At 72.8% G+C, this 13,020-nt stretch carries 12 protein-coding genes and 1 pseudogene; 10 read left to right on the top strand and 3 right to left on the bottom strand.

Annotated elements, in window-relative coordinates; translation table 11 throughout:
- Positions 1-9: 9 nt before the first annotated feature.
- From ABZ923_RS07305 to ABZ923_RS07295, 3 genes are all read right to left on the bottom strand, one after another.
- Positions 10-837 (bottom strand): alpha/beta fold hydrolase, encoded by an 828-nt coding sequence (locus ABZ923_RS07305; RefSeq protein ID WP_361467908.1) that lies wholly within the window; start codon positions 835-837, stop codon positions 10-12.
- Between the two features lie 213 nt (positions 838-1,050).
- Positions 1,051-2,481 (bottom strand): argininosuccinate lyase, encoded by a 1,431-nt coding sequence (gene argH, locus ABZ923_RS07300; RefSeq protein ID WP_361467905.1) that lies wholly within the window; start codon positions 2,479-2,481, stop codon positions 1,051-1,053.
- A 100-nt stretch (positions 2,482-2,581) separates the two neighbouring features.
- Positions 2,582-3,775, bottom strand: a complete 1,194-nt coding sequence (locus ABZ923_RS07295) for an argininosuccinate synthase (RefSeq protein ID WP_361467903.1) — start codon at positions 3,773-3,775, stop codon at positions 2,582-2,584.
- Between the two features lie 212 nt (positions 3,776-3,987).
- On the opposite strand from ABZ923_RS07295, the gene ABZ923_RS07290 reads away from it, so the two are divergent.
- The 10 genes and pseudogenes from ABZ923_RS07290 to ABZ923_RS07245 all read left to right on the top strand — a co-directional run bounded on the left by ABZ923_RS07290 (position 3,988) and on the right by ABZ923_RS07245 (position 13,015).
- Positions 3,988-4,854 (top strand): hypothetical protein, encoded by an 867-nt coding sequence (locus ABZ923_RS07290; protein ID WP_361467901.1) that lies wholly within the window; start codon positions 3,988-3,990, stop codon positions 4,852-4,854.
- Positions 4,855-4,984: 130 nt separating this feature from the next.
- The gene (locus ABZ923_RS07285; protein WP_361467898.1) at positions 4,985-5,572 is read left to right on the top strand and encodes a pyridoxamine 5'-phosphate oxidase family protein; all 588 of its coding nucleotides are present in this window, start codon (positions 4,985-4,987) and stop codon (positions 5,570-5,572) included.
- Positions 5,573-5,575: 3 nt separating this feature from the next.
- Positions 5,576-6,280: a L,D-transpeptidase family protein gene (locus ABZ923_RS07280; protein WP_361467895.1), complete on the top strand. Its 705-nt coding sequence runs from the start codon at positions 5,576-5,578 to the stop codon at positions 6,278-6,280.
- Positions 6,281-6,392: 112 nt separating this feature from the next.
- Positions 6,393-6,888 (top strand): annotated as a pseudogene (locus tag ABZ923_RS07275) (hypothetical protein); the annotation flags it as partial.
- Positions 6,889-6,950: 62 nt separating this feature from the next.
- Positions 6,951-8,333 carry a ferredoxin reductase family protein gene (locus tag ABZ923_RS07270; RefSeq protein ID WP_361467893.1) on the top strand — a complete coding sequence of 461 codons (1,383 nt, stop codon included), beginning with the start codon at positions 6,951-6,953 and terminating at the stop codon, positions 8,331-8,333.
- 16 nt (positions 8,334-8,349) lie between these two features.
- On the top strand, positions 8,350-9,111 hold the full coding sequence (locus ABZ923_RS07265; protein ID WP_361467891.1) for an FMN-binding protein: 762 nt from the start codon (positions 8,350-8,352) through the stop codon (positions 9,109-9,111).
- Complete coding sequence (locus tag ABZ923_RS07260; RefSeq protein ID WP_361467888.1) at positions 9,104-9,907, top strand: FAD:protein FMN transferase; 804 nt, start codon at positions 9,104-9,106, stop codon at positions 9,905-9,907. Before ABZ923_RS07265 ends, ABZ923_RS07260 begins: the two co-directional genes overlap by 8 nt.
- Positions 9,908-10,027: 120 nt before the next feature.
- Positions 10,028-10,222, top strand: a complete 195-nt coding sequence (locus ABZ923_RS07255) for a hypothetical protein (protein ID WP_361467886.1) — start codon at positions 10,028-10,030, stop codon at positions 10,220-10,222.
- Positions 10,223-10,295: 73 nt separating this feature from the next.
- Positions 10,296-12,110: an ABC transporter ATP-binding protein gene (locus tag ABZ923_RS07250; RefSeq protein WP_361467883.1), complete on the top strand. Its 1,815-nt coding sequence runs from the start codon at positions 10,296-10,298 to the stop codon at positions 12,108-12,110.
- Entirely contained in the window at positions 12,107-13,015 is a 909-nt protein-coding gene (locus ABZ923_RS07245) for a serine/threonine-protein kinase (RefSeq protein ID WP_361467880.1), read from the top strand. Before ABZ923_RS07250 ends, ABZ923_RS07245 begins: the two co-directional genes overlap by 4 nt.
- Positions 13,016-13,020 lie beyond the last annotated feature (5 nt).

Here is a 13,020-nt window from a genome sequence, read left to right as displayed (position 1 = left end):
GTCCGGGGTTCAGCCCGTGCCGACGCAGCGCGGCACGAAGGCGGGGTCGGCCGGGCCCTTGCGCCCCAGGGCGTTCAGCACCCACTGCTCGACCAGCGGCGACTTGGGCGCCTGGTCGTGCTCGGTGGTGTCGAGCGGGCAGCGGTCCTGGAGCAGCACGTTGGTGACGTAGGAGTCCGGCCCGTCGAGGAAGGCGCTGGTGTAGGGGACCACCACCTCGTCGTACCGGGTGGCGACGGCCGTGTAGTCGGGGCCGGCCGGGGCCTCGGGGTCGGAGTCGAGCCGCTGGAGGAGGTCCGAGCCGGCGGTCTGGTCGACGCAGGAGGGGCAGACGGTGGCACCGGCGGCGAGCGCGAGCGGGTTGGTGGTGCCGTGGTTGGAGGGCACGATCCCGACGAGGTCGTCGACCTTGGTGGCACCGCCGAGGAACTTGACGTAGTAGCGGGGCATCATGCCGCCCTGGCTGTGGCCGACGATGTCGGCCTTCCGGGCGCCGGTCGCGCCGAGCACGGCGTTCACGAAGTCGCGCAGCTGGGCCGCCGAGTCCGGGATCGGGGCCGTCTCCAGGTCGCCGTACTCGAAGGAGAAGACGCAGTAGCCGGCGTGCACGAGCGCGGGCGAGAGGGTCAGCCAGTTCTCGTACGAGGTCTTGAAGGTGCCGTTCACCAGGACGACCGGCTGCGGGTGGGCCGCGTCCGGCTTGCAGGACCAGTCGTTGGCGCCGGGCGGCGGGGTGTCGGCGGCGGAGGCGGGGGCCGCGGGGGCGAGCGCGCACAGCGCGGCCGTCGCGGCGGCGGCCAGGAGGCGGGCGGTGCGTCGGGTACGGGCTGCGCGCATGACGTCCCTTTCATGCCGGTGCCGGCGGCTCACATCGACCGTTGTTCGGCAATGCCGAACGGGTGACTAGCGGAATGCTTACTTCCGAGTAGGGGGACGTCAAGGTTTCGGCCAGTGGCTGAAACCCGTCTGTTATCGAGTCCGTCCTCCGGCGGCCGGACAGCACGAAGGGCCCGGACACGGGTCCGGGCCCTCGATGGGAGCGGCGGGGAGCTAGGCCTTCTTGGCGTCCGCCCACGCGTGCTGGGCCGCCACGTCCGCCTTGACCTCGGCCAGCTGGACCGCGACCGCGCTCGGGGCCGTACCGCCCCGCCCGTTGCGGGAGGCGAGGGCGCCGGGGACGTTGAGGACCGAGCGGACCTCGGGCGTGAGGTGGGCGGAGATCTTCGCGAACTGTTCGTCCGTGAGGTCGTCCAGCTCCTTGCCCTCGGCCTCGGCGACCTTGACGCACTCCCCCGCGACCTCGTGCGCGACGCGGAACGGCACGCCCTGCTTGACCAGCCACTCGGCGATGTCGGTGGCGAGCGAGAAGCCGGCCGGGGCCAGCTCCTCCATGCGCTCGCGGTTGACGGTCAGGGTGGCGATCATGCCGGTGAAGGCGGGGAGCAGCACCTCCAGCTGGTCGCAGGAGTCGAAGACCGGCTCCTTGTCCTCCTGGAGGTCGCGGTTGTAGGCGAGCGGCAGGGCCTTGAGGGTGGCGAGCAGGCCGGTGAGGTTGCCGATGAGACGCCCGCTCTTGCCCCGGGCCAGCTCGGCGATGTCCGGGTTCTTCTTCTGCGGCATGATCGACGAGCCCGTGGAGAACGCGTCGTGCAGGGTCACGAAGGAGAACTCCTTCGTGTTCCAGATGATGATCTCCTCGGCGATCCGGGAGAGGTTCACGCCGATCATCGCCGTGATGAAGGCGAACTCGGCGACGAAGTCCCGGGAGGCGGTGCCGTCGATGGAGTTGCCGACGCTGCCGTGCTCGAAGCCGAGGTCCGCGGCCACCGCCTCCGGGTCCAGGCCCAGGGAGGAGCCGGCGAGGGCGCCGGAGCCGTACGGCGACACGGCCGTGCGCTCGTCCCACTGGCGCAGCCGCTCGGCGTCCCGGGACAGGGACTGGACGTGGGCGAGCACGTGGTGGGCGAAGAGCACCGGCTGGGCGTGCTGGAGGTGGGTGCGGCCGGGCATGGCCACGTCCGGGTGGGCCTCGGCCAGGCCGATCAGGGCGTCCTGGAGGTCGGCGATCAGCCCGCCGACGATCCGGGCGTGGTCGCGCAGGTACATCCGGAACAGCGTGGCCACCTGGTCGTTGCGGGACCGGCCGGCGCGGAGCTTGCCGCCGAGATCGGGGCCGAGGCGCTCCAGCAGGCCCCGCTCCAGGGCGGTGTGCACGTCCTCGTCGGCGATCGTGCCCACGAAGGAGCCGTCGGCGACATCGGCTTCCAGCCGGTCGAGGCCCGCGATCATGCGCGTCAGCTCGTCCTCGGTGAGCAGTCCCGCCTTGTGCAGGACGCGCGCGTGGGCACGCGAGCCGGCGATGTCGTAGGGCGCGAGCCGCCAGTCGAAGTGGACGGACGCGGACAGCTTCGCCAGGGCCTCGGCCGGACCGTCGGCGAAACGGCCGCCCCAGAGCCGTACGTCACCGCTGTTGCTGCTCACTGCGTTGCTCCTCGGAGGTGGGGATGTGCGACCGCCTCCCCACTTTCGTCGAGTGAGGAGGCGGCTGTCAGGTCGTTGCGTGTGAGGTGACCCGCGCGTGTTACGCCAGGTCCCGCTTGGCCGCGATCTTCGACGACAGGCTGTAGATGTCGATGAAGCCCTTGGCCGCCGACTGGTCGAACGTGTCGCCCGTGTCGTAGGTGGCGAGGTTGAAGTCGTACAGGGACTCCGTCGAGCGCCGGCCGGTGACGACGGCGCGGCCGCCGTGCAGGGTCATCCGGATGTCGCCGGTGACGTGCTGGTTGGCCTCGTTGATGAAGCCGTCCAGGGCGCGCTTGAGCGGGGAGAACCACTGGCCGTCGTAGACCAGTTCGCCCCAGCGCTGCTCGACCTGCCGCTTGTAGCGGGCGAGTTCGCGCTCGACGGTGACGTTCTCCAGCTCCTGGTGGGCGGTGATCAGGGCGATCGCGCCCGGAGCCTCGTAGACCTCGCGGGACTTGATGCCGACCAGGCGGTCCTCGACCATGTCGATCCGGCCGATGCCCTGGGCGCCGGCGCGCTCGTTGAGCTGCTGGATGGCCTGCAGGACGGTGACGGGCCTGCCGTCGATGGCGACCGGGACACCCTCCTTGAAGGAGATGACCACCTCGTCGGCCTCGCGGGCCAGGGCCGGGTTGGAGGTGTACTCGTAGATGTCCTCGATCGGGGCGTTCCAGATGTCCTCCAGGAAGCCCGTCTCGACCGCGCGCCCGAAGACGTTCTGGTCGATGGAGTACGGGGACTTCTTGGTGGTGGCGATCGGGAGCTGCTTCTCCTCGCAGAAAGCGATCGCCTTGTCCCGGGTCATCGCGTAGTCGCGGACCGGGGCGATGCACTTCAGGTCGGGGGCGAGGGCGACGATGCCGGCCTCGAAGCGGACCTGGTCGTTGCCCTTGCCGGTGCAGCCGTGGGCGACCGTGGTGGCGCCGTGCTTCTTGGCGGCGGCGACGAGGTGCTTGACGATCGTCGGCCGGGACAGGGCGGAGACCAGCGGGTAGCGGTCCATGTAGAGGGCGTTGGCCTTGATCGCCGGGAGGCAGTACTCGTCGGCGAACTCGTCCTTGGCGTCCGCGACCTCGGCCTCGACGGCGCCGCACGCGAGGGCGCGCTTGCGGATGACGTCCAGGTCCTCGCCGCCCTGGCCGACGTCGACCGCAACGGCGATGACCTCGGCGCCCGTCTCCTCGGCGATCCAGCCGATGGCGACGGAGGTGTCCAGACCGCCTGAGTAGGCGAGTACGACGCGCTCGGTCACGGGTTTCTCCTCACAGTGCATTCGCTGACATGCATGAGTATGCAGGGTTCTGCATGATTCGTCAATCAGCATCACCCGTGAGGGAAATCCGCGGCGCGACTGAACCCGGGAAACCGCTTTCACGTACTCCTCCCCGAACGCAGGCGCCGCGTTGCCCACACCCCTGACCGGGGTCGAACCAGACCCGGTCCTGACCCAAGTGAGGCATCCGCATGTCCAGGGCTCTTCCGAAGTACAACCAGCGTCGTGTGGCGATCATCGGCGGCGCCGCCGCCGTGGTGCTGTCCGGCGCGGTGATCGCCGGCTCCGCCCTCGCCGGCACCCCGGCCAGGAGCGACGACGCGACCGGCGCCCGCACGCTGGCGAGCCCCGGCACGATCACCTGCCCGGACGTCGCCTCGAAGCTGCCCGCCGTGCCCGCCTCCGCGAAGGCCGAGGTCGACCGCAACCTCGCCCTGCTCCAGACCCAGATCCAGGAGGCCAACAAGCGACTGAAGGACACGGTCGGCCAGGGCGGCCCGAACTTCGTCGACAACGCGATCCTCGGCCCCCTGAAGGACAAGCGCGTGTCGACCGTCAACCGCATCGCCACGGCGATCGGACGTACGGCGGCGAAGCCGACCGGGCTGGACGCGCTGGCGCCCTGCACGCTGGACGGGGGCGGGACCGCGGGCGCTGGTGCGGGCGCGAACGCGGGCGGCGGCCAGGCGTCCGCCACGGCGGCCCCGGGCGGCGCGGCGAACCAGCAGTCGGGCGCCGGCACGGCGGCGGGCGGGAGCACCGCGGCGGGCACGATCAGCTGCCCGGACGTCGCCTCCAGGCTGCCCGCCGTGCCCGCCTCCGCGAAGGCCGAGGTCGACCGCAACCTCGCCCTGCTCCAGACCCAGATCCAGGAGGCCAACAAGCGACTGAAGGACACGGTCGGCCAGGGCGGCCCGAACTTCGTCGACAACGCGATCCTCGGCCCCCTGAAGGACAAGCGGGCCTCGACCATCGACCGCATCGCCCTTGCCATCGGCCGCACCTCGGCCAAGCCGACGGGCCTGGACTCGCTGGCCGCCTGCACGCTCACGAAGTGAGGTGACGGACCGCCGTGGCCGCTCCTCCTCCGGCACGCGCGGGCCGGGAGCGGCCACGGGGGTCCCCATCCCGCCTCCTACTTGCCCATTACTCAGACAGCCGAAGAAGTTGCCCCGATCATCGTGAGACATGGGAAAGACTCATGAGCGCATAGACGGCAGGCTGCGCACGTTCATCGAGGCACAGCCCCTCTTCTTCACCGCGACCGCCCCGCTGTCCGGCGACGGCACGGTCAACCTCTCCCCCAAGGGCCTCAAGGGCTCCTTCGCCGTGCTGGACGACAGCACCGTGGCGTACCTGGACTTCGCCGGGTCCAACGCCGAGACCATCGCCCACCTCAGGGAGAACGGGCGGATCACGCTGATGTGGTGCGCCTTCCAGGGCCCGCCCACCATCGTGCGCGTGCACGGCCGGGGCGAGCCGGTCTTCCGCGACGACCCGCGCTTCCCGGACCTGCTCGCCCGCTTCCCGGACATCGACCCGGGCCTGCACGGGCTGCGCGCGGTCATCGTCGTCCACGCCGAACTGGTCCGGGACACCTGCGGGTACGCCATCCCCTACATGGCGTACGAGGCGGAGCGCGATCTGCACGCGAAGCGCTTCTCCCGCGAGGACGACGCCTCCCTGAACGCCTACTTCACCAAGAAGGAGCACATCGCGACCAGCCTGGACGGACTGCCCGGCCTGCCGCTGCCGCTGCCGCCCTCTACCGTCTGAGCCATGCGCCCCCGTGTGGTCCTCGCCCTCGTCCCCGCCTCCTGTCTCGCCCTGCTGGGCGCGGCGCCCGGCCCCGACCCGGTGCCGCTGCCCGCGACGATGGCGGACACGGGCGGGGGCGGCCAGTTGATCGTCGCCCAGGCCCCCGACACCCGCGCCACGGCCGGCACGGTCAGCTGGTGGGACCTGCGGGACGGGCAGTGGGTCCAGGCGGGATCCGCACCGGCCCGGTTCGGGGCCGGCGGGCTGGTGGCGGGCGACAGTCGCGAACAGGGCACGAACACGACACCGACCGGGCTGTACGACCTGCCCTTCGGCTTCGGGATCAAGGCGGCGCCGGCCGGTACGACGGTCGAGTACCGACCGGTGACGGCGAGTTCCTGGTGGTGCCAGGACAACGACTCCGCCTCCTACAACCGCTGGGTCGACCCCCTGCCCGCCGACTGCCGCGCCGCCGAGTCCGAGCACCTGGTCGACTACCAGGGCCAGTACGCGTACGGCCTCGTCATCGGCTTCAACTACGACCGGCCCGTGCGGGGGCGGGGCGCCGGGATCTTCCTGCACGTCAACGGGAAGGACGCGACGGCCGGTTGCGTGTCGGTGCCGGAGGACGACATGCGGCGGATCCTGCAGTGGGCCGTCCCGGGGAAGAAGCCGCACATGGCCATCGGCACGGTGGACGGGGACACGGCGGTCACCCGGTACTGACGGCACCGTGCGCGGCCTCCCCGGCGGGGACGCGCAGGGTGAAGCGCGTGGAACCCGGCCCGCCGTCCAGGGACACGCCGCCCCCGCGCGCCTCGGTCACCGCCGCCACGACCTGCTCACGTACGCGGCCGTGTCCCCGGCGTTCGGGCACCAGGTGGCGCTGGGCGAGGAGTTCGACGGCGACGCGGTGGCGACCGCCGCCTGGTACACGCTGTACCTGGGCGTGGCCGCCCCGGTGCTGTGGTTCCGGGTCCTCGTCCCGGTCCGGCTCAACCTGCGCCACCGCCTGACCGGGGACTCGGTCCACCGCGGTGTTCTCGGTGGTCGTACGGGGGCGGCGGCTGGACGAGTCGGCCGCGCGGCCGGGGCAGTTCTTCCGCCGGCGGTTCCTCACCGAGGGCATGGCCTGGACGTCGACGCCGTACTCCCTGTCGGCGCCGCCGCGCCCCGGCCTGCTGCGCATCACCGTCAGCGCGGCCGTGTCCCTGCTGCGCCCCGGCACCCGGGTGTGGGCGGAGGGGCCGCGGATCGACTCCGTGTCCGGGGCGACGTACACCAGTGACGGATACCGGCGGTCGCTCCGGTCCGCACTGGACTCGGCCGGTCTCTGAACACCCGGCGCATACGGCACGTATGTGTGGGCCAAGGGTCAAGTCCCCACGGAGGAACCGTGACCACCACGCTCGCAGGCGGACGTGCCGCCCGCCGACAGACGATGCGCCGCATCCGTCCGCGCCGCTCCCCGGCCGTCCCGCTGCTCCTCGCCGTCTGGGCGGGCGCCGCGGCCGTGCTGTGGCTCTGGTGGCACAACACCCCCGCCGTCGCCGACACCACGGGCCGGATCCTCAACGCGGGCCGGATCACCGGCCTGCTGGCCGGCTACCTGATGGCGCTGGTCGTGCTCCAGATGGCGCGCGTCCCGGCGCTGGAGCGGCGGGTCGGCTCGGACCGGGTGGCCCGCTGGCACGCGATGAGCGGCCGGTACACGCTGTCCCTGATCGTCGCGCACGTCTTCCTCACCATGTGGGGGTACGCGCTCCAGGCCGGCAAGTCCCTCGGCGACATCGTCCAGCAGACCGTCGACTCCATCAACCAGCTGCCGGACATGGGCAAAGCCGCCGTCGGCACGGGCCTGTTCGTGGTCATCGGGCTGACGTCGGTCGGCCCGGTCCGCCGCCGGCTGCCGTACGACGGCTGGTACCACGTGCACCTGCTGACGTACGCGGCGGTGTTCCTGACGTTCTGGCACCAGATCACCACCGGCAACGACTTCGCGGTGGAGCCCGCCGCCAAGACCTTCTGGTACGGCCTGTACGGCGCGGTCACCGCACTGGTGCTCTGGTACCGGATCCTCACCCCGATCCGGCTGAACCTCCGGCACCGCATGCGGGTGGAGGCGGTCATCGAGGAGACGCCGGGCATCGTGTCGGTGCTGATCGGCGGGCGGAGGCTGCACCGGATGGGCGCGGAGGCGGGCCAGTTCTTCCGCTGGCGGTTCCTCGCCCCCGGCATGCGGTTCAGCTCGCACCCGTACTCCCTGTCGGCCGCCCCGCGCCCCGACATGCTGCGGATCACGGTGAAGGCGATCGGCGACCACAGCGCCCGGCTGCGCGAGCTGACGCCCGGGACGAAGGTGTGGGCGGAGGGCCCGTACGGCGCGCTCACCGCGCAGCGCCGCAGCCGCGGCAAGGTGCTGCTGGTCGCGGGCGGGGTCGGTATCACGCCGATGCGGGCGCTGTTCGAGACGCTGCCCGGGGCCGCCGGGGACATCACGCTGCTGTACCGGGCCAACACCACCCAGGACCTGGCGCTGTGGGACGAGCTGGCGGCGATCGCCGAGGAGCGGGGCGCCCGGCTGATGTACGCGGTGAACAGCCCGGAGGGCGAGCGGCCGGACATCTCCGCGGAGAACCTCCAGCGGAAGATCCCGGACATCGAGACGCACGACGTCTTCATGTGCGGCCCGCCCGGGTTCGCGCAGTCGGTGTACGAGGCCCTGCGGGAGGCGGGAGTGCCCGCCCGCCGTATCCACCACGAGTCGTTCGAGATGTGAGCGGAGCTGCGAAGCGATGAGGAAGAGCCACCCCGTGCGGCGGGTCGTGCTGGCCACCGCCGCGACCGTGTCCGGCGTCGTGCTGCTGCTGTCGCTGAAGCCGGCGTCGGATCCGGCCGCCGCGTCGGCGGCCGGCGCGGCCCCACAGCAGACGGCGGCGGGACAGGAGGCGCCGCAGGGCGGCACCCAGGCGGGCTCCGGCACGGTGACCGGTGACGCGGCGCAGACCCAGTACGGGGCCGTGCAGGTCCGGCTGACCGTCAGCGGCGGGAAGATCACCAAGGCGGAGGCGGTCCAGGCGCCCAAGGGCGGCCTGAGCGACCAGAAGACCCAGCTCGCCGTCCCCAAGCTCAACCAGGAAGCGGTGGCGGCGGGGACGGCGGACATCGACTCCGTCTCCGGCGCCACCTACACGAGCGAGGGCTACCGGAAGTCGCTGCAGTCCGCGCTGGACAAGATGAAGCCGGCGTCGTCGGGTGCCTCGGGTGCGGCCGGCTCGGCGCAGGCCCGGACGGTCACCGGGAAGGCCGCGCAGACCCAGTACGGGCCGGTCCAGGTCCGGATCACGGTCAGCGGCGGGAAGATCACCAAGGCGGAGGCGGTCCAGGCGCCCAAGGGCGGCCTGAGCGACCAGAAGACCCAGCTCGCCGTCCCCAAGCTCAACCAGGAGGCGGTGGCGGCGGGGACGGCGGACATCGACGCGGTCTCCGGCGCCACCTACACCAGCACCGGCTACCGGCAGTCCCTGCAGTCGGCGCTGGACCAGGCCGGTGGCTGACACGGTGGCCGAGGAGGCACAGGCTCCCGCCGCGGTGCGTCACGCGGAGGAGGTCATGGGGACGGTCTTCTCCTTCGACGTCCGCGGCGGGGAACCGGAGGCGGTACGGGCGGCGCTCGCCGAGGCCGTCGCCGGACTGCACCGGGCGGACGCGCTGTTCAGCACGTACCGCGAGGACAGCGAGGTGTCGCGGCTGGCGCGGGGCGAGCTGGCCGTCCCGGAGTGCGCTCCCGAGGTGGCCGAGGTGCTGGAGCTGGCGGCCGAGGCGGAGCGGGTGAGCGAGGGCTGGTTCAGCCCGCGTTACCGGGGCTCGCTGGACCCCACCGGCATCGTCAAGGGCTGGGCGGCCGAGCGGGCGGCCCGGGTGCTGGCGGCGGTGGCCGGGGTGTGCGGGGTGAGCGTCAACGGGGGCGGGGACGTGCAGTTGCTGGGCGCGCCGGAGCCGCAGCGCGCCTGGCGGGTCGGGGTGGCCGATCCGCTGCGGCCCGGCGGGCTGGCGGCGGTGGTCTCGGCGGCCGGCACGGCCGAACTGGCGGTGGCCACCTCCGGTACGGCGGAGCGGGGGGCGCACATCGTGGATCCGCGCACCGGTCGGTCCGCGGTGACGGACCTGGTGGCGGTGACGGTGGTGGGACCCCGGCTGACCTGGGCGGACTGCTGGGCCACGGCCGCGTTCGCGATGGGCTCCCGGGCGGGCCTGGCCTGGCTGGAGTCCCTGCCGGACGTGGAGGCCCTGCTGATCACCGCGGGCGACGAGGTGCGGTGCACCGGGGGGCTGGCGGCGCGACTGGGCTGATGCGCCCGGGCAGCGACTCCCGCCTTTTTTTGCCCGGAACGCGAGGTTTTTCTCCGGAACGCCATCCGACATCGGCCGTGGGACGTATCCCATGTGAGGCAAGTTGAAGGAGGAACCAACATGGCCATCTTCAGTAGCCTGATGCCCGCGAGGCGGGACCATGGCGACGACTGGTCGAGTCACGACCGTTCGGGGCACGGGCACGGGCACGGTGACCACGGTCACGGCCACGGCCACGGCCACGGCGACCGTCACGGCCACGGCGACCACGGGCACGGCCACGGCGACCACGGCCACGGCCACGGCCGCTACTGAGCGTCCACGCAGCTGAGCGGGCCGGAGGCCGGAGGACCCGGTCCGCTCCGCCGATCCCCGAGGAACGCACGCCATGGCGCATGTCCTGCGGCGTCTGCTCTCGCTGGGCGAGACCTCCGACGCCGTGGTGGCGGCCGCTCCCGCGCTGCCCCCGCGCGAGGTGTTCCGGCGGTTCTGGCCCTACACCCGCGGCGGCCGGCGCTGGCTGGTGCCCGTCGTCCTGTTCAGCCTGACCGGTCCCCTCGTCGACGCGGCCGAGCTGTGGCTCTTCAAGCTGGTCGTGGACGACGTCCTCGTCCCCCGCGATCTGCACCCCTTCCTGTGGATCGCACCGGCCTATCTGGGCCTGGTCGTCTGCTCCGGCGTTCTGGGCTTCGCCGACGACGTCACCTCCACCTGGGTGGGCGAGCGCTTCCTGCTCGCCCTGCGCTCCGACGTCTTCCGGCACGTCCAGGGGCTGTCGCTCGGCTTCTTCGAGCGCCGGCGGCTCGGGGACGTGCTGTCCCGGGTCACGGGCGACGTCGACGCGGTGGAGACGTTCCTGCTCTCGGGTGTGGCGGACGCCCTCTACTACGTGGTCCGCCTCGGCGTCTTCCTCGGCCTGCTGTGCTACCTGCGCTGGGACCTGACCCTGCTCGCCCTGGCCATCGTGCCCCTGTTCTGGGGCGCCGCCCGGCACTTCTCGCGGCTGATCAAGGAGGCGTCCCGGGAGCGCAGGCGGCGCAGCGGCTCGCTCAGCGCCATCGCCGAGGAGTCGCTGGGCAACGTCGTGCTGGTGCAGGCGTACAACCGGCAGGGCTGGGAGGAGCGCCGGTTCGAGCGGGAGAACCTCGGCCGGTTCCGGGCGGCGATGGCCTCGGCACGGATCCGTGCCGTCTACGGCCCCGTCGTGGAGACCATCGAGGTGGCCGGCGGCCTCACCGTGATGGGGCTGGGCACCTGGAAGCTGGCCCAGGGGCAGCTCACGCTCGGTGGGCTGCTGGTCTTCCTCGCGCTGATCGGCAAGCTGTACGGCCCGGTCCGCGGGCTGTCCCACCTCGGCACCACCTTCTACGCGGCCTCCGCCTCGGCGGAACGGATCATCGAGTTGCTGGACCAGCGGCCCCAGGTGACCGAGGCCCCCGGCGCCCGGCGGACCGGCCGCGCGCGGGGGGAGCTGGAGTTCGACGGGGTGTGGTTCCGCTATCCCGGCGGACCGTCCTGGGCGCTGTCGGACGTGTCCTTCCACGCGGCGCCCGGGGAGACGCTCGCGCTGGTCGGCGCCAGCGGGGCGGGCAAGTCGACCGTCGCCAAGCTCCAGCTGCGCTTCTACGACCCCGACCGGGGCGCGGTCCGCCTCGACGGGACAGACCTGCGGCAGCTGAGCCTGTCCGACGTCCGGGAGAGCGTGGCGGTGGTCCTCCAGGAGACGCTCGTCTTCCACGGCACCGTCCGGGACAACATCGCCTACGGCCGGCCGGGGGCCACCGACGCCGACATCGTCGCGGCGGCCCGGGCCGCGGACGCGCACGAGTTCATCGAGCTGCTCCCCGAGGGCTACGACACCCTGGTCGGCCAGCGCGGCCGCACCCTGTCCGGCGGCCAGTGCCAGCGCCTGGCGATCGCCCGCGCGATGATCCGGGACGCGCCCGTGCTGCTCCTGGACGAACCGACGGCCGGGCTCGACGTCCGGTCGGGCCGGCGGATCATGGACCCGCTGCGCCGGCTCATGGCCGGGCGGACCACGGTCGTCATCTCCCACAACCTGCTGACCGTCCGCGACGCCACGCGCATCGTCGTCCTCGACCACGGCCGGATCGTCGAGCACGGCGCCCACGACGACCTGGTCGGGCACGACGGCACCTACGCCCGGCTGCACCGGCTGCAGAGCGGAGCGGTGCTGTCATGAGCGTCACCGCCGTACCCGACGCCCCGCCCCTGCCCCCCGGCACGGAACCGGTCCCGGGCTACGAGATCCTCGCCGGCCTGGCCCGCACCGGCTGGCTGGACGTCTACGACGCCTGGAGCGCGGAACGGGACTGCCGGTGCGTGATCAAAGTGGTGCGCCCCGACCGGCGCGGCGAGCGGCGGCTGGGCGAGCGGCTGCTGCGCGAGGGGCGGTGGCTGCGCGACTTCACCCATCCCCACCTGGTCCGCGCCTACGACGTCCGCACGGAGCCGGAGCCGCTCGTCGTCCTGGAGACCCTGACCGGTGAGACGCTGTCCCACCTGCTGCACCGGCTGCGGCACCGGCCGTCCGCGGCCGACGTGGCGCTCCTCGGGGCGCAGCTGTGCTCCGCCGCCCACTACCTGCACGGCCGTGGTCTGCTGCACCTGGACCTCAAGCCGTCGAACGTGGTGGTGGAGCGGGGACTGGCGAAGGTGCTGGACCTGAGCGTCGCCCGGCCTCCGGGGCCCGCCCCGGCCGGCGTGGGCACCTGCTCCTACCTGGCCCCGGAGCAGGCCCGCGGCGGGCCGCTCACGGCCGCCGCCGACGTGTGGGGCATCGGCATCACCCTGTTCGAGGCCGCCTGCGGTGACCTGCCGTTCGAGTGCCGCACGACCGGCGGGACCGCCGACCGGCCGTACGCCGGGGACGAGCCGGGCACCGGGACCGGCACGGGTGACCCGGGCGACTGGTATCCGCAGCTGGAGCGGACGGCGCCGCCGGTCGGGTCGCGGCGGCGGCTGCCGCCCGCGCTCGCCGCCGCCGTCGACGCATGTCTGCGCCCCGACCCAGCGGCGCGGCCCACCGTCGCCGCACTGGCCGCCGCCCTGGAGGGCGTCCTGCCCGTACCGCGCCGCGGCCGGTGAGCGGG

It is taken from the genome of Streptomyces sp. NPDC046881, from assembly GCF_040645015.1.
GTDB lineage: Bacteria > Actinomycetota > Actinomycetes > Streptomycetales > Streptomycetaceae > Streptomyces.
Note: the sequence above shows the minus strand (reverse complement) of the source record. Positions and strands in the feature narration are given on the sequence as shown.

Coding starts and splice junctions, on each gene's coding strand:
- ABZ923_RS07265 (WP_361467891.1), top strand. CDS start 8,350: ATGAGGAAGAGCCACCCCGTGCGGCGGGTCGTGCTGGCCACCGCCGCG.
- ABZ923_RS07255 (WP_361467886.1), top strand. CDS start 10,028: ATGGCCATCTTCAGTAGCCTGATGCCCGCGAGGCGGGACCATGGCGAC.
- ABZ923_RS07280 (WP_361467895.1), top strand. CDS start 5,576: ATGCGCCCCCGTGTGGTCCTCGCCCTCGTCCCCGCCTCCTGTCTCGCC.
- ABZ923_RS07250 (WP_361467883.1), top strand. CDS start 10,296: ATGGCGCATGTCCTGCGGCGTCTGCTCTCGCTGGGCGAGACCTCCGAC.
- ABZ923_RS07285 (WP_361467898.1), top strand. CDS start 4,985: ATGGGAAAGACTCATGAGCGCATAGACGGCAGGCTGCGCACGTTCATC.
- ABZ923_RS07290 (WP_361467901.1), top strand. CDS start 3,988: ATGTCCAGGGCTCTTCCGAAGTACAACCAGCGTCGTGTGGCGATCATC.
- ABZ923_RS07245 (WP_361467880.1), top strand. CDS start 12,107: ATGAGCGTCACCGCCGTACCCGACGCCCCGCCCCTGCCCCCCGGCACG.
- ABZ923_RS07305 (WP_361467908.1), bottom strand. CDS start 837: ATGCGCGCAGCCCGTACCCGACGCACCGCCCGCCTCCTGGCCGCCGCC.